This window comes from Streptomyces sp. SID8374, from assembly GCF_009865135.1.
Classification (GTDB): Bacteria; Actinomycetota; Actinomycetes; order Streptomycetales; family Streptomycetaceae; genus Streptomyces.
Genome location: NZ_WWGH01000002.1, coordinates 463,414 through 479,249, shown reverse-complemented (window position 1 = coordinate 479,249; position 15,836 = coordinate 463,414). Strand labels below are relative to the sequence as shown.

Annotated in this window: 13 protein-coding genes; 8 read left to right on the top strand and 5 right to left on the bottom strand. The window is 69.9% G+C overall.

Features of this window, described 5'->3' with window-relative positions; all coding sequences use genetic code 11:
• Positions 1–22: 22 nt before the first annotated feature.
• From gltX to GTY67_RS25720, 3 genes are all read right to left on the bottom strand, one after another.
• Positions 23–1,498 (bottom strand): glutamate--tRNA ligase, encoded by a 1,476-nt coding sequence (gene gltX, locus GTY67_RS25730; RefSeq protein ID WP_161280433.1) that lies wholly within the window; start codon positions 1,496–1,498, stop codon positions 23–25.
• The gene (locus tag GTY67_RS25725) at positions 1,491–2,276 is read right to left on the bottom strand and encodes a fumarylacetoacetate hydrolase family protein (protein ID WP_093691748.1); all 786 of its coding nucleotides are present in this window, start codon (positions 2,274–2,276) and stop codon (positions 1,491–1,493) included. Before GTY67_RS25725 ends, gltX begins: the two co-directional genes overlap by 8 nt.
• A 93-nt stretch (positions 2,277–2,369) precedes the next feature.
• A complete protein-coding gene (locus tag GTY67_RS25720) occupies positions 2,370–2,552 on the bottom strand; it encodes a hypothetical protein (RefSeq protein WP_093691746.1) in 183 nt (60 codons plus the stop codon).
• A gap of 578 nt (positions 2,553–3,130) precedes the next feature.
• Here GTY67_RS25720 and GTY67_RS25715 point away from each other — a divergent pair.
• The 8 genes from GTY67_RS25715 to GTY67_RS25680 all read left to right on the top strand — a co-directional run bounded on the left by GTY67_RS25715 (position 3,131) and on the right by GTY67_RS25680 (position 13,732).
• The gene (locus GTY67_RS25715; RefSeq protein ID WP_161280432.1) at positions 3,131–6,853 is read left to right on the top strand and encodes a sensor histidine kinase; all 3,723 of its coding nucleotides are present in this window, start codon (positions 3,131–3,133) and stop codon (positions 6,851–6,853) included.
• Positions 6,854–7,276, top strand: coding sequence for a roadblock/LC7 domain-containing protein (locus tag GTY67_RS25710; protein WP_003966009.1), 423 nt, complete (start codon positions 6,854–6,856; stop codon positions 7,274–7,276).
• 135 nt (positions 7,277–7,411) lie between these two features.
• Complete coding sequence (locus GTY67_RS25705) at positions 7,412–7,819, top strand: DUF742 domain-containing protein (protein ID WP_015611637.1); 408 nt, start codon at positions 7,412–7,414, stop codon at positions 7,817–7,819.
• On the top strand, positions 7,800–8,381 hold the full coding sequence (locus GTY67_RS25700) for an ATP/GTP-binding protein (protein WP_015611636.1): 582 nt from the start codon (positions 7,800–7,802) through the stop codon (positions 8,379–8,381). The genes GTY67_RS25705 and GTY67_RS25700 overlap by 20 nt, the downstream gene beginning before the upstream one ends.
• Before the next feature lie 363 nt (positions 8,382–8,744).
• Complete coding sequence (locus GTY67_RS25695) at positions 8,745–12,005, top strand: nitrate- and nitrite sensing domain-containing protein (RefSeq protein ID WP_161280431.1); 3,261 nt, start codon at positions 8,745–8,747, stop codon at positions 12,003–12,005.
• A 10-nt stretch (positions 12,006–12,015) separates the two neighbouring features.
• Positions 12,016–12,429, top strand: coding sequence for a roadblock/LC7 domain-containing protein (locus GTY67_RS25690; RefSeq protein ID WP_006127847.1), 414 nt, complete (start codon positions 12,016–12,018; stop codon positions 12,427–12,429).
• Between the two features lie 90 nt (positions 12,430–12,519).
• A complete protein-coding gene (locus tag GTY67_RS25685) occupies positions 12,520–13,170 on the top strand; it encodes a DUF742 domain-containing protein (protein ID WP_161280430.1) in 651 nt (216 codons plus the stop codon).
• Positions 13,151–13,732 (top strand): ATP/GTP-binding protein, encoded by a 582-nt coding sequence (locus GTY67_RS25680; protein WP_014048542.1) that lies wholly within the window; start codon positions 13,151–13,153, stop codon positions 13,730–13,732. Before GTY67_RS25685 ends, GTY67_RS25680 begins: the two co-directional genes overlap by 20 nt.
• Positions 13,733–13,810: 78 nt before the next feature.
• Here GTY67_RS25680 and GTY67_RS25675 read toward each other — a convergent pair whose 3' ends face one another.
• Positions 13,811–14,014, bottom strand: coding sequence for an acyl-CoA carboxylase subunit epsilon (locus GTY67_RS25675; protein ID WP_093692620.1), 204 nt, complete (start codon positions 14,012–14,014; stop codon positions 13,811–13,813).
• A 72-nt stretch (positions 14,015–14,086) separates the two neighbouring features.
• Entirely contained in the window at positions 14,087–15,670 is a 1,584-nt protein-coding gene (locus GTY67_RS25670; protein ID WP_161280429.1) for an acyl-CoA carboxylase subunit beta, read from the bottom strand.
• Positions 15,671–15,836: the final 166 nt, after the last annotated feature.

The following is a 15,836-nucleotide window of genomic DNA, read 5'->3' as shown; positions in this document are numbered from 1 at the left end:
CTCCCCGGGGTGTCCTGCGCGCTTACGCGGTCAGCTTGGCCAGCGCCGCGTCGATGCGGGCCAGGCTCTTCTCGCGGCCCAGGATCTCCAGGGACTCGAAGAGCGGCAGGCCGATGGTGCGGCCGGTCACGGCGACCCGGACCGGGGCCTGGGCCTTGCCGAGCTTGAGGCCATGGGCCTCGCCGGCGGTGAGCACGGCGTTCTTCAGGGACTCCGCGTCGCTCCAGTCCGCCGCCTCCAGGTTGGCGCGGGCGGTGGTCAGGAGCGCGGCCGGGTCGCCCTTCATGGCCTTGGTCCAGGACGCCTCGTCCTCGACCGGCTCGTCGAGGAAGAGGAAGTCGACGTTGTCGGTGATGTCGGAGAGCACCGTCACGCGGGTCTGGGCGTACGGGGCGATCGCCGTCCACTTGTCCGCGTCGAAGGCTTCCGGGGCCCAGGGCGCGAACGGGGCCTTCAGCCAGGGGCCGCAGGCCTCGGTGAAGTCCTTCACATCCAGCATGCGGATGTGCTCGGCGTTGATGTGCTCGGCCTTCTTGAGGTCGAAGCGGGCCGGGTTGGCGTTGACGTCCTTGATGTCGAACGCGGCGATCAGCTCGTCCACCGAGAAGATGTCGCGGTCCTCGGCGATCGACCAGCCGAGCAGCGACAGGTAGTTCAGCAGCCCCTCGGGGAGGAAGCCGCGCTCCCGGTAGAGGTTGAGGGAGGCCTGCGGGTCGCGCTTGGAGAGCTTCTTGTTGCCCTCGCCCATGACGTACGGCAGGTGGCCGAAGGCGGGGGTCTCCTTGGCGATGCCCAGCTCGATGAGCGCCCGGTACAGGGCGATCTGGCGCGGGGTGGAGGAGAGCAGGTCCTCGCCGCGCAGGACGTGGGTGATCTCCATCAGCGCGTCGTCGACCGGGTTGACCAGGGTGTAGAGCGGGGCCCCGTTGGCGCGGACGATGCCGTAGTCCGGGACGTTCTCCGGCTGGACGGTGATGTCGCCGCGGACCAGGTCGGTGAAGGTGATGGCCTCGTCGGGCATCCGGAAGCGGACGATCGAACTGCGGCCCTCGGCCTCGTACGCCGCCTTCTGCTCGGCGGTGAGGTCGCGGCAGTGGCCGTCGTAACCGGACGGGCGGCCTGCGGCGCGGGCGGCGTCGCGGCGGGTGTCCAGCTCCTCGGTGGTGCAGTAGCAGGCGTACGCGTACCCGGCGGCGAGCAGCTTCTCGGCGACGTCCTTGTACAGGTCCATCCGCTGCGACTGGCGGTAGGGGGCGTGCGGGCCGCCGATCTCGGGGCCCTCGTCCCAGTCCAGGCCCAGCCAGCGCATCGAGTCGAGAAGCTGCTGGTAGGACTCCTCGGAGTCGCGCGCGGCGTCGGTGTCCTCGATCCGGAAGACCAGGGTGCCCTGGTGGTGCCGGGCGAAGGCCCAGTTGAACAGGGCCGTGCGGACCAGGCCCACGTGCGGGTTGCCGGTCGGGGAGGGACAGAAACGGACGCGTACGGGTGCGTTAGCCACGCTTGATCACCTTGTTGGTGAGAGTGCCGATGCCTTCGATGGTGACGGCGACCTCGTCGCCGACGTGCAGGGGTCCGACCCCTGCGGGGGTGCCCGTGAGGACGACGTCGCCCGGGAGCAGCGTCATGGCCTCCGTGATGTGGACGATCAGGTCCTCGACGGAGCGGACCATGTCGCTCGTGCGGCCGAGCTGCCGCTGCTCGCCGTTGACCGTCGCCTGGATGGTGAGGTCGTGGGGGTCCACGTCGGTCTCCACCCAGGGGCCCAGCGGGCAGGAGGTGTCGAAGCCCTTGGCGCGGGCCCACTGCTTCTCGCGCTGCTGCACATCGCGGGCGGTGACGTCGTTGGCGCAGGTGTAGCCGAGGATGACGTCCTTGACGCGCTCGCGGGGGACCTCGCGGCACATGCGGCCGATGACGACGGCCAGCTCGGCCTCGTGGTGGAGGTCGTTCGAGAAGGAGGGGTACTCGATCGCGTCGCCGGAGCCGATCACCGAGGTGGTGGGCTTGAAGAAGGTGATGGGCGCGTCGGGGACCTCATGGCCGAGCTCGGCGGCGTGCTCCGCGTAGTTGCGGCCGATGGCCACGACCTTGTTGGGGAGCACGGGGGGCAGCAGCCGGACCTTGTTCAGCGGGACCTTGGTGCCCGAGAGCTCGAAGTCGGCGTACGGGATGCCCTTGATGATGTCGAGGACGAGGTCACCGGATTCCACGGTGCCCTGTCCTTCGACGGCGCCGAAGGCGACATTGCCGTCGATGGAGAACCTGGCGATGCGCACGGGATGCTGTCGCCCCTCACTTGCTGGCTGGCTGAAGACTGACGCTCCAGGCTAACGCGGTGAGGGGGCACAGCCTCGCCCATCACGGGGCCGCTAGCGAGCGGCCGCGGCCGGGGCTTCCATGAGGATGGTGCGGCGCGGGTTGGCCGTGACGGTGGGCAGGTCGGCGGCGTGCTCCGGCAGGAAGGGCGTCTGGAGCGCCTCGGCGTCCTTGAGGTGCGCCAGCGTGGTGCGCCGGGGGTTGGCAATGTTGCGGATCGTGGTCGTCGTCTTCATCTGCCGTCAGGACCCTGTCGGTTCGGGCGCCGCCTCGGCGGCGCCGGCTTGTCGGATGCGCCATCCCTGTAAAGCGTCAGGCTAAACATCCGATTCCCCGCCGGAGCCGGGATGAGGCGACGATCATCATGTGAGTTTGCTCACGAAGTAATCGACAATTGACCCATTACGGGCACCCGATCATGGTGCGGGAAACGGACATTACCTCCCTGAATCCATCATTCCGCTCCTGATCATCGCGACTGGGACACCCCCCACCCCTAAGCGACTCATCCCCGATAGTCCGTTTTACCCACAATCACTCTCCACTGCTTGTTACTCGTTCATCACAACGTGTCACGCAGGTCACAGCCCGGTACATGGCCCTTGTTGGAGATCCTGCACTGTGCTGGAATTCCACGCACCGCCGCGGGTTTCAGACCGGCGCACCGGGGCGCAACGCAGCGCCGGGCGGCGGCGGGAGGGGGAAGTACGCCGGTCACTCAACGACCACCATGGGGCGCGTCCAGCGCCCCACGACGCCGACACCGTTCTGTCCTTATCCGGACGGAACGCCTGGTCCAGAGGTTGCGACGCTAGTGCAGGGACGTTTCAAGAGGGATGGCAGCGCTCCGGCGGAACAGGAGCCGCGCGGCGGGACCGACCGCGGTTCCTCGCCCCAGCACGCCCAGAACCCCGGGCCGGCCGCTGCCGGCGACAACAGCGACCGTGCGCAGCGCCCGGGCTCCACGCCGAGCGGCGGGGCCGAGCCGGGCACGCCTCCCGCTTCCCGCGGCCCGGTCGACACGGGGTCGCGAATAGCGCTCCGTAACTGGCGCATCAGTACGCGACTGGTCTCGCTCCTCGCCCTCCCCGTGGTCGCGGCGACCAGCCTGGGCGGTCTGAGGATCAACGAGTCCATGACCGACATGCAGCAGCTGGAGCACATGCAGCTGCTGACCCAGATGACCAAGCAGGCGACCTCGCTCGCCCAGGCCCTCCAGGTGGAGCGCGACCAGTCCGCCGGTCCGCTCTCCAACGGCTCCAAGGCGACCGACTACAAGGTCTCCCAGCCCCGGGAGAAGACCGACCGGGCCAAGGACGCGTTCCTGGACGCGACCAACGAGATCGGCGACTTCGAGAACGACGACGCGCTGGAGAGCATCCACGCGAGCGTCGCCCAGATCGCCTCCCAGCTCGGCGACATCCGGTCGATCCGCAAGTCGGCGTACGAGGACGGCGCACCGTCCCTCAACACCATCGACCAGTACAGCCAGCTGATCACCTCGCTGCTCAGCCTGTCCCAGGACATGGCCCAGGCGACCAGCAACCCGGACATGATCAAGCGGACCCGTGCCCTGGCGGCGTTCTCCTCCGCCAAGGAGTACGCCTCGATCCAGCGTGCGGTGATCGCGGCGGCGCTGCCCGGCGGCTCGGTCAAGGAAGCGCACCTCAACGAGAACGACAAGCAGTTCGGCTCCAACGCCCTCGACAAGGAAACCCGCGCGATCAGCTCGTTCAAGTCGATCTACGGGTCGACCGGCGAGAGCGCGGTGGACCTGATGGCCCCGCTGGACAACGGCAACAACCCCGAGATCAACGCGGCGAACATGTACGCGAAGCACATCCTCGACACCCCGAACGGGATCGAAGGGGCGAAGCTGCGCTCGTACATGGACTGGTACGACCAGTCCTCCACGAAGATCGACGCGATGAAGACGATCGAGACCACCCTCCTCAGCGACATGGAGGCCAAGGCGCGCGAGCTGCGCGAGGCCTCCCAGCGCGAGGCGATCATCAACGGTGCGGTCATCCTCCTCGTCCTCGGTGTCTCGCTGGTCGGCGCCTTCGTGGTGGCCCGGTCCATGATCCGCTCGCTGCGGCGCCTCCAGGACACCGCCACCCGGGTCGCCCAGGACCGGCTGCCCGAGCTCGTCAAGCAGCTCTCCGAGACCGACCCGCAGGACGTCGACACCTCCGTCGAGTCGGTCGGTGTGCACTCCCGGGACGAGATCGGCCAGGTGGCCGCGGCCTTCGACGACATGCACCGCGAGGCCGTCCGCCTCGCCGCCGAGCAGGCCCTTCTGCGAGGCAACGTCAACGCGATGTTCACCAACCTCTCGCGCCGTTCGCAGGGCCTCATCCAGCGCCAGCTCTCGCTCATCTCCGAGCTGGAGTCGCGCGAGGCCGACCCGGACCAGCTCTCCTCGCTCTTCAAGCTGGACCACCTCGCGACCCGTATGCGCCGTAACGGTGAGAACCTCCTCGTCCTCGCGGGTGAGGAGCCGGGCCGCCGGTGGACGCGCCCCGTCCCGCTGGTCGACGTGCTCCGTGCCGCCGCCTCCGAGGTGGAGCAGTACGAGCGCATCGAACTCTCCGCGGTGCCCGCCACCGAGGTCGCCGGCCGGGTCGTCAACGACCTCGTGCACCTCCTCGCCGAGCTGCTGGAGAACGCCACGTCGTTCTCCTCGCCGCAGACGAAGGTCCGGGTCACCGGTCACGCGCTGCCCGACGGCCGCGTGCTCGTCGAGATCCACGACACGGGTATCGGCCTCTCCCCCGAGGACCTCGCGGCGATCAACGAGCGGCTCGCGCAGCCGCCCACCGTCGACGTCTCGGTCTCCCGCCGCATGGGTCTGTTCGTGGTCGGCCGGCTGTCGCTGCGCCACGGCATCCGCATCCAGCTGCGCCCCTCCGACTCCGGCGGCACGACCGCGCTGGTCATGCTGCCCGTCGATGTCGCCCACGGCGGCAAGCAGCCCCCGTCCAAGCAGGGCCAGGGCCAGCAGCCCGGCGGCGCCCCCGGCGGCCTGCTCGCCGGCGGCAACGGCGCGGGCAACGGCCAGCGTCCGGGGCTCGGCGGCGGTCCGGGCGGACCGGGTGCCAAGAGCCTCGGCTCGGCCCCCGGCGGCCAGCGCGGCCAGGTCGGCGCGGGCTCCGGTCCGCGTGCCGCCCTGCCCGCCCGGGACAACGCCCCCGGCCGCCAGCAGGGCCAGCAGAACAACGGCCCGCAGGGCAGCCCGAACCAGCCCTTCCCGGGCCAGGAGCCGCAGCGCCAGGGCGGCGGCCTCTCCGGCGCCTTCGGCAACGGCGCCCGGCTCGGCGCACGCGGCCAGGGCGATGCCTCCGGCCGTACGGAGCAGGGCCAGCCCAACCTGTTCGGTCACGGCGCTCCGGCCTCCCCCGGCCAGAACGGCCGCTCCAACGCGTTCGCCCCGCAGAACCAGCAGGGCCCCGGTCAGCAGCAGGGCCAGCACCAGCAGGGTCCCGGCGTACCGCAGCCCCAGCAGGCCCGGCACGAGCAGAACGGCCCCGGCCAGGGCGGCTTCCAGCAGCCCGGCGGCCCCGGCCGTCAGCTGCCGCCCACCGGCGGTCCCCGGGCCGAGCTGCCCGGCGGCAACCCGCAGCAGCGCCCGCAGGCGGCGGCCTGGGGTGTGGACGCCCCGCGCGGCCACGAGGAGCACGACACAACCGGGCAGTTCGCCCGGCCGACGGGCCCCGGCCAGGACCAGGCGTTCAACGCCCCGCTGAACCAGCGGCCGGCGGACAGCCACCAGGACCCGGGCGCCACCTCGCAGTTCGCCCGGCCGGACTTCAACGCGCCGCTCCAGCAGAACCAGGGCCAGGGGTACGGCCAGCAGGCCCAGGACCCGGCGGCCACCGCCCAGTTCGCGCGGCCCGACTTCAACGCGCCGCCGCCGCAGAACCAGGGCCAGCAGCTGCCCGCGCCGCGTCAGCGCGGCCCGGAGGGCAACGGCTTCGGCGCCCCGCGTCCGTCGGCGTCCCCCGCGGGCGAAGCCCCGTACCGCCCCGCGCTCCCCCAGCAGCCGGAGGCCCTGCCGCCGGCCGGTCCCGGGGACGGTCGTACGCCGCTGTACGACACCCTGGAGACCAACTGGTTCCACGGGCCCGGCCAGGGTGGCCAGCAGGGCGCCGAGCCGCAGGCGCCGGCCGCTCCCGAGCCCACCGGCGTACCCGTTCCGCCCATGCCCCGGCGTGGTGCGGCCGAGGCTCCGGTCACCAGCTCCTGGCGTGCCTCGCCCAACGACGAGCTCGTACGCCAGGCCGAGCGGGTCAAGAAGCCGGCTGCCGGCGGGGTCACCACTTCCGGGCTGCCCCGCCGTGTTCCCCGCGCCAATTTGGTTCCGGGGACCGCTCAGCAGCAGAATCACCAGTCCGGACCTCAGGTTTCGCGTGCGCCCGATGACGTGCGCGGTCGTCTGACCAATCTCCGCCGGGGCATCCAGCAGGGACGGCAGGCCAACAACGGCCCGTCGACCGGCAGTATCCATCTCGGCCCCACTCACCAGCAGGAGCGTTAGTTGAGCCCCATGAGTCAGGCCGCGCAGAATCTGAACTGGCTGATCACCAACTTCGTGGACAACACCCCAGGGGTGTCCCACACGGTGGTGGTCTCCGCGGATGGCCTGCTGCTGGCGATGTCCGAAGGTTTCCCGCGCGACCGCGCCGATCAGCTGGCGGCCGTGGCCTCCGGTCTGACGTCGCTGACAGCGGGCGCCTCACGGATCTTCGAGGGCGGCGCCGTCAGCCAGACCGTTGTGGAGATGGAGCGCGGGTTCCTCTTCCTCATGTCCATCTCCGACGGATCCTCACTCGCCGTCCTCGCCCACCCGGACGCCGACATCGGTCTGGTCGGGTACGAGATGGCCCTCCTGGTCGACCGTGCGGGCACCGTCCTCACGCCCGACCTCCGCGCCGAGCTCCAGGGCAGTCTGCTCCATTAGGCGGCCGTCCTGCGGATTCACGACACGATCCCCCCAGGTAATGCCCACAACCCTCACCCGCCAGGCCGCCTTAGTCCCCTCACCGGCCCCTTGCAGACGGCAAGCCGAGAACCTGCTGTCACGCCCGGAGGATTCATGACCCCGCCACCCGCCTCACCCGATCCGTACGGCGCACTGCACCACGCGTCGTACGACGAGGGAGGCGACCAGCCGCTGGTTCGTCCTTACGCCATGACCGGTGGCCGGACCCGGCCGCGCTACCAGCTCGCGATAGAGGCACTGGTCAGCACCACCGCGGACCCGGCGCATCTGGGGACACTGCTCCCCGAGCACCAGCGGATCTGCCACCTCTGCCGTGAGGTCAAGTCGGTGGCAGAGGTCTCCGCGCTGCTGTCGATGCCGCTCGGTGTCGCCCGCATCCTCGTGGCGGACCTGGCGGAAGCCGGCATGGTGGCCATCCACCAGCCGGGCAATGGAGAGGCCGGCGGCGCGCCGGATGTGACACTGCTCGAAAGGGTGCTCAGTGGACTTCGCAAGCTCTAGCGGCGGTACGGCCCGCGCCACTACCTCCGCGAAGATCGTGGTGGCGGGCGGCTTCGGCGTGGGCAAGACCACGTTCGTCGGTGCCGTTTCGGAGATCAACCCGCTGCGCACCGAGGCCGTGATGACGTCCGCGTCCGCGGGCATCGACGACCTGACCCACACCGGGGACAAGACGACGACCACCGTCGCCATGGACTTCGGTCGCATCACCCTGGACCAGGACCTGATCCTGTACCTCTTCGGTACGCCCGGTCAGGACCGCTTCTGGTTCATGTGGGACGACCTGGTCCGCGGCGCCATCGGCGCCGTCGTCCTCGTCGACACCCGCCGCCTCGCCGACTGCTTCCCCGCCGTCGACTACTTCGAGAACAGCGGCCTCCCCTTCGTCATCGCCCTCAACGGCTTCGACGGACACCAGCCCTACACCCCCGACGAGGTACGCGAAGCGCTCCAGATCGGGCCGGACGCACCCATCATCACCACGGACGCCCGGCATCGTGCGGATGCCAAGAGCGGCCTGATCACCCTGGTCGAGCACGCTCTGATGGCACGACTGAAGTAGTCCCGACACGTAGGCGTAAGTCGTTTTTGCCATACGGAAGTTGTTGTAGTCACGCGGGGGCGGCCTGTGTCGTTTGACACGATCCGCCCCCGCATTCATAACGTTTCGACAGAGAATTGGCCCCGGGCCACCACCCGATGCATCCACCCGGTGCCACTGCGCTCACATGAGCCCCGCCTTTTGACGGGGCTCGCTCTTTATGCCCGTTTTATCTGAGGCGTGGACCACTCGGAATGATCGATTCCGAGTGTTTGGAAGGGGGCCGGTACCCGTGCTGCAATTCGTCGAACTCCCGAGTAGTTACGGCCCTGAACGAATGATCCGGCACAACGTAGGTGCCGACGCCGAGAGGTTGTTGGTCGAGTGAGGCGAAGCAACGAGGGCTCCGCGGTGCAGCCCGAGCGGGGCAACTTCACCCCGCCGTCGCACGCTGCGGCGTCCCCTGCACAGGTGCCCGAGCCGGAGCCGGCCGGTGGCAGCACCAGCCGGTTCGCCCCGCGCAACTGGCGGGTGGCCACCCGGCTGAACGCGATCCTCCTGATCCCGGTCATCGTCGGCCTGATCATGGGCGGCTTCCAGGTGAAGGGGTCCATCGACACCTGGAGCGAGGCGCAGGAGGCCGAGAAGACCGCGCTCGTCGTGCGCGCCGCCTCCGACTACGGCCAGGCCCTCCTCGACGAGCGGGACCTCACGGCCCAGCCGCTGCTCTCCGGCGACCGGGAGGCCGACGTCGTCGAGCAGACCCGGGCCACCACGGACGAGGCGCGGGCCGCCTTCGAGAACGCGGTGAAGGAGATGCCCGCCAAGCCGGGCCTGGAGCGCCGCCTCAAGCTCTTCAAGGGCGAGGAGCCCAAGCTCCCCGAGCTGCGCAAGGCCGCCTACTCGCAGGCGCTGGACCCGGTGAAGACCGAAGAGGGCTACACCCAGGTCCAGCACTCGCTGATGGAGTTCTCCAACGAGCTCGGCCTCGGTACCGGCAACATCACCAGCTACGGCCGTACCGTCTACGCGATCGAGCTCGCCAAGGCCGCAGAATCGCTTCAGCGCTCCATCGGCATGCACCTGCTGGTCCGCCCGAGCAAGAAGCCCGGCGTCTACAACGACCAGGTCAAGGCCTTCGGCTCGTACAACTACATGGAGCAGATCGCCCTCGCCGAGTTCAACTCCGGTGGTACCCAGGCCGACGTCGACCGCCTCAAGCAGGTCATGACGGGCAAGGCCGCCGAGGGTGCCAGGCAGCTCAAGGCCGCCCGTGAGCAGGCCGAGGCCGCCGGTCAGCCCTTCGTGTCGCCGCCCAGCATCGACGGCTCGGTCTTCGACGGCATGGCGCAGCAGATCGGCCAGGGCCAGGACCCCGAGGATCTGGCGAAGAAGGGCATCACGCCCGAGACCTGGATGGCCGCCGCCACCGCCAAGTTCCAGGGGTACGCCACCGTCGAGGACGAGCTCGTCACCAAGGCGGTGAACGAGGCCGCGAAGATCTCCTCCGACGCCAAGCGGGACGCCATCGTCAACGGCCTCGCCGTCGTCATCGCCCTGCTGGCCGCCTTCATCCTGGCCGGGCTCATGGCCCGCCAGATGAGCCGTGCGATGCGCCAGCTCCGTACCGCCGCCTTCTCCATCGCCGAGCAGCGGCTGCCCTCCCTCGTCGACCAGCTCTCCCGCACCGACCCGGGCCGGGTCGACACCCGGGTGCAGCCCATCCCGATCACCACGCAGGACGAGATCGGCGAGGTCGCCCGCGCCTTCGACCAGGTGCACCGCGAGGCCGTCCGGCTCGCCGCCGAGCAGGCCATGCTGCGGGGCAACGTCAACGCGATCTTCACCAACCTCTCGCGCCGCAACCAGTCGCTCATCGAGGGCCAGCTGACCCTCATCACCGACCTGGAGAACAACGAGGCGGACCCGGACCAGCTGGAGAGCCTCTTCAAGCTGGACCACCTGGCCACCCGTATGCGCCGCAACGGCGAGAACCTGCTCGTCCTCTCCGGCGAGGAGCCCGGCCGCCGCTGGGACCAGCCGGTGCCGCTGGTCGACGTGCTGCGGGCCGCCTCCTCCGAGGTGGAGTCGTACGAGCGCATCGAGTTGTCCGGTGTGCCCGAGGCCGAGATCCACGGCCGGGCCGTCACCGACCTCGTGCACCTGCTGGCCGAGCTGCTGGAGAACGCCACCACGTTCTCCTCGCCGCAGACCAAGGTCCGCGTCACCGCGACCCGGCTGCCCGACGGCCGCGTGATGGTCGAGATCCACGACAAGGGCATCGGCCTCACCGCCGAGGACTTCGCCGACATCAACCACAAGCTGGCCAACCCGCCGACGGTGGACGCCGCCGTCTCGCAGCGCATGGGCCTGTTCGTGGTCGGCCGGCTCGCCGACCGGCACGGCATCCGGGTCCAGCTGCGCCCCTCGGGCGAGCAGGCCGGGACGACGTCGCTGGTCATGCTCCCGGACGCGATCACCCACGGTGGCAGCGGCGACTCCCTGCCCGGGCAGGACGACTTCACCGTCTCCTCGATCATCCCGGAGCAGCAGAACGCCTTCGACCCGGCGCCGCAGCACGGCCAGATGCGTACGGCGGCGGAGCTCGGCTTCGACGACTCGCGCTACGAGGTCCCGGCGGACCCGGCCCAGCTGGACCCGGTCAACCGTTCGCTGATGCGCGAGGAGCGCCGGGCGGCGCTGGAGGCCCAGACCGGCCCCGGCTCCCCGTTCGCGGACGGCTCCCAGGAGCAGCAGGGTTACGGCCAGGAGCAGCAGCAGTTCGCGCAGGAGCAGTACGCCGGGCAGGACCCGTACGACAACGGTTCGCAGGGGTACGCGCAGGAGTCCTACGGCCAGGAGCAGTACGGCCAGGACCCGGTTCAGCAGGCTCCGTACAACGGCTCCTACGAGCAGCAGGGTTACGGCACCGAGGACGGCTACCCGCAGCAGCAGGAGCAGAACGGGCCGCGGGCACAGCCTCAGGAGGGGTACGCGGAAGCGGCATATGCCGCTCCGGAGAACCCGCAGGACCCGTACGCCGCCGACCGCTACGCCGCCCCGACCGACCAGTCCCACCAGGACGACTGGCCTGTTCAGAGCGGTTTTCAGAACAGTTTTGAGCCGGTTGGGCAGGCTGAGGCGGAATCTGTTCCGAGCGTTCCCGCACCGTCGCAGGAGCGCGTAGGCTTCGACCGTCCGGGGTCCGCCCCGAACGCCGGCCACGAGCTGACCGAAGCCGGTCTGCCTCGCCGCGGCGGTGCGCAGCACTGGCAGCCGAGCGGCCGCGGCAACGAGCAGCCCGCTCCCCTTCCGCAGCGGCAGCCGCAGCAGGAAGAGCGGCAGGCCCCGCAGACGGACGGGGACGGCACCGACGACTGGCGTTCGACGAACGACGAGCGCTGGGAGCGGGCCGAGAAGCTCCGGGAGCCGAAGGCGGGCGGAATCACCCCCTCCGGCCTCCCCCGGCGCGTGCCCAAGGCCAACCTGGTCGAGGGCACGGCGGAGCAGACCCAGCAGGGCGGCCCACAGGTCTCCCGCGCACCCGAGGACGTCCGCGGCAGGTTGAGCAACCTGCGGCGGGGCATCCAGCGGGGGCGCAACGCGGGGTCGGACACCAGTAACACCTACAACCAGGAGCGTTAGTGTGAGCCCGATGAGCCAGGCGGCGCAGAATCTCAACTGGTTGATCACCAACTTCGTGGACAACACCCCCGGGGTGTCGCACACGGTGGTGGTCTCCGCCGACGGACTCCTGCTGGCCATGTCCGAAGGATTCCCGCGCGACCGCGCCGACCAGCTGGCGGCCGTCGCCTCCGGTCTGACGTCGCTGACCGCGGGCGCCTCGCGGATCTTCGAGGGCGGGGCGGTGAACCAGACCGTCGTGGAGATGGAGCGGGGATTCCTCTTCATCATGTCCATCTCGGACGGTTCGTCACTCGCCGTTCTGGCCCACCCGGATGCCGATATCGGTCTGGTCGGGTACGAAATGGCACTTCTGGTCGACCGCGCGGGCAGTGTTCTGACCCCGGATCTCCGCGCCGAACTTCAGGGAAGTCTTCTTAACTAGTAGACAGACAGTGCGTTTCTCGCCACCGCGCCATAAGGTGCGGTGGCGCGGCCCCACTGGGATCGGCGACCGGCAGTCGGAGGAGGAAACGTGGCAGCACCCACAGGCGGACACCCATACGAGGGTGAGCAGAGGGTCCCGGGTGAGCACGGTGACAACCGTTTCGGCTTCCCCGCCGCATCCGGCGGCCAGGCACCCGGCAACTCTTATCAGCCATACCAGCAGCCGCAGCAGCCGCAGGGCGCCCATGGCGCGCAGGGGTCCGACTGGCCCCAGCAGCAGCCGGGTTCACCGTGGCCGCAGCAGCAACAGCCGCAGCAGCGGTACGACGCGCCTCAGCAGCAGCGCATCCAGCCGGTGCAGCAGCGGCGGGCCCCCGAGCCCGACAGGCCCGCCGCGCACAACCCGCTGGTCCGTCCGTACGCCATGACCGGCGGCCGGACCAGGCCGCGTTACCAGCTCGCCATCGAGGCGCTGGTCAGTACCACGGCCGATCCGTCCCGGCTGCAAGGGCAGTTGCCCGAGCACCAGCGGATCTGCCGGCTCTGCATCGAGATCAAGTCGGTCGCCGAGGTTTCGGCGCTGCTCTCGATCCCCCTCGGCGTTGCCCGGATCCTCGTCGCCGACCTGGCGGAGGCCGGACTCGTCGCTATCCATCAGCCCGGCGGCGACGAGGCCGCCGGCGGCCAGCCAGATGTGACACTGCTCGAAAGGGTGCTCAGTGGACTTCGCAAGCTCTAGCGGCGGAGCGGCCCGCTCCACTACCTCGGCGAAGATCGTGGTGGCAGGGGGCTTCGGCGTGGGTAAGACCACGTTTGTCGGTGCCGTTTCGGAGATCAACCCGCTGCGCACCGAAGCCGTGATGACGTCCGCGTCCGCGGGCATCGACGATCTGACCCACACCGGGGACAAGACCACCACGACGGTGGCCATGGACTTCGGTCGCATCACCCTGGACCAGGACCTGATCCTGTACCTCTTCGGTACGCCGGGCCAGGACCGCTTCTGGTTCATGTGGGACGACCTGGTCCGCGGCGCCATCGGCGCCGTCGTCCTCGTCGACACCCGCCGCCTCGCCGACTGCTTCCCCGCCGTCGACTACTTCGAGAACAGCGGCCTCCCCTTCGTCATCGCCCTCAACGGCTTCGACGGACACCAGCCCTACACCCCCGACGAGGTACGCGAAGCGCTCCAGATCGGGCCGGACACCCCGATCCTGACGACGGACGCCCGCCACCGCGCCGACGCCAAGAGCGCGCTCATCACGCTGGTGGAGCACGCCCTGATGGCCCGCCTGCGCTAGGACGCCTCGCGGTACGTACGCGAAAGGGCCCCGCACTCCTGAGGAGTGCGGGGCCCTTCTCGTAACGCCTCTTGAGCGTCAGCCCTGCCAGCTGTGCGGGGCGCGGAAGCCCGGCGTGCGCTCCAGGCGGCGCCAGCCGGCCGTGTCGCGGCCCCGGTGGGCGGGGGCGGACGGCTGGGCGGCGGCACGGGCCATCAGGACGGCGGTGATGGCCGCCAGCTCCTCGGGGTCGGCGTGCCCCTTCTCGACGCGCAGGACGGACTCGGCGGAAGTCAGGCTCATGGTGGGGTGTCTCCGTCTTCTCGGCAGGCTGTCGTGGACCGTGCGGCGGATCGCGCCGCCGCGGAGGGGCGACTACTGCGGGGGGTTGCCGTGCTTGCGGGACGGCAGGTCGGCGTGCTTGTTGCGGAGCATGGCGAGCGAGGCGATGAGCACCTCGCGGGTCTCGGCGGGGTCGATGACGTCGTCGACCAGGCCGCGCTCGGCCGCGTAGTAGGGGTGCATCAGCTCGGCCTTGTACTCCTTGACCATGCGGGTGCGCATGGCCTCGGGGTCCTCGGCGTCGGCGATCTGGCGGCGGAAGATGACGTTGGCGGCACCTTCGGCGCCCATCACCGCGATCTCGTTGGTGGGCCAGGCGTAGGTGAGGTCGGCCCCGATGGACTGGCTGTCCATGACGATGTACGCGCCTCCGTAGGCCTTCCGCAGGATCAGCGAGATCCGGGGCACGGTGGCGTTGCAGTAGGCGTACAGCAGCTTGGCGCCGTGCCGGATGATCCCACCGTGCTCCTGGTCGACGCCGGGCAGGAAGCCGGGGACGTCCAGAAGAGTGATGATCGGGATGTTGAAGGCGTCACACATCTGGACGAACCGTGCGGCCTTCTCGGACGCCTCGATGTCCAGCACCCCGGCCAGCGCCTGCGGCTGGTTGGCGACGATGCCGACGACCTGGCCGTCCAGGCGGGCCATCGCGCAGATGATGTTGCGGGCCCAGCGCTCGTGGATCTCCAGGTAGTCGCCGTCGTCGACGAGCTCCTCGATCACCTGGTGCATGTCGTAAGGGCGGTTGCCGTCGGCCGGGACCAGGTCCAGCAGCACGTCGCCGCGGCGGTCGGCCGGGTCGTCGCTCTCGACGGTCGGCGGGTTCTCACGGTTGTTGGAGGGCAGCATCCCGATGAGGTAGCGGACCTCGGCGATGCAGGTCTCCTCGTCGTCGTACGCGAAGTGCGCGACGCCGGAGGTCTCGGCGTGCACATCGGCGCCGCCGAGGCCGTTCTGGGTGATCTCCTCGCCGGTGACCGCCTTGACGACGTCCGGTCCGGTGATGAACATCTGCGAGGTCTCGCGGACCATGAAGACGAAGTCGGTGAGCGCGGGGCTGTAGGCCGCGCCGCCGGCGCACGGGCCGAGCATCACGCTGATCTGCGGGATGACGCCCGAGGCGCGCGTGTTGCGCTGGAAGATGCCGCCGTAGCCGGCGAGCGCGGAGACGCCCTCCTGGATACGGGCGCCGGCGCCGTCGTTCAGGGAGACCAGCGGGGCACCGACCGAGATGGCCATGTCCATGATCTTGTGGATCTTGGTGGCGTGGGCCTCGCCCAGCGCCCCGCCGAAGATCCGGAAGTCGTGCGCGTAGACGAAGACCGTACGGCCCTCGACCGTGCCCCAGCCGGTGATGACACCGTCGGTGTACGGCTTCTTGGCCTCCAGGCCGAACCCGGTCGCGCGGTGGCGGCGGAGCTGTTCGACCTCCTTGAACGAGCCCGGGTCCAGCAGCAGCTCGATGCGCTCGCGCGCGGTCAGCTTGCCCTTGGCGTGCTGCGCCTGGGTCGCGCGCTCGCTGGGGCCGCGCCGGGCCTGCTCGCGCAGGGCCAGCAGTTCGGCCACCCGGCCACGCGTGTCGCTCGGCTCACCCTGGGTTTCGTCCACAACGGTCATGCATCGACCCTACGAACCCCGACCCAGAAATCGTGCCGTCGACTCCGTACAGTCTCCTGCCCGGTTTCGTGGTGGGTGTGAACAGAACCATCCCGCCGGGCGCGCGATCCACCAGCGAAACGCCGCTCTACGCTGTGAGAACCCTACAAAGAGACGATGTGCCGTG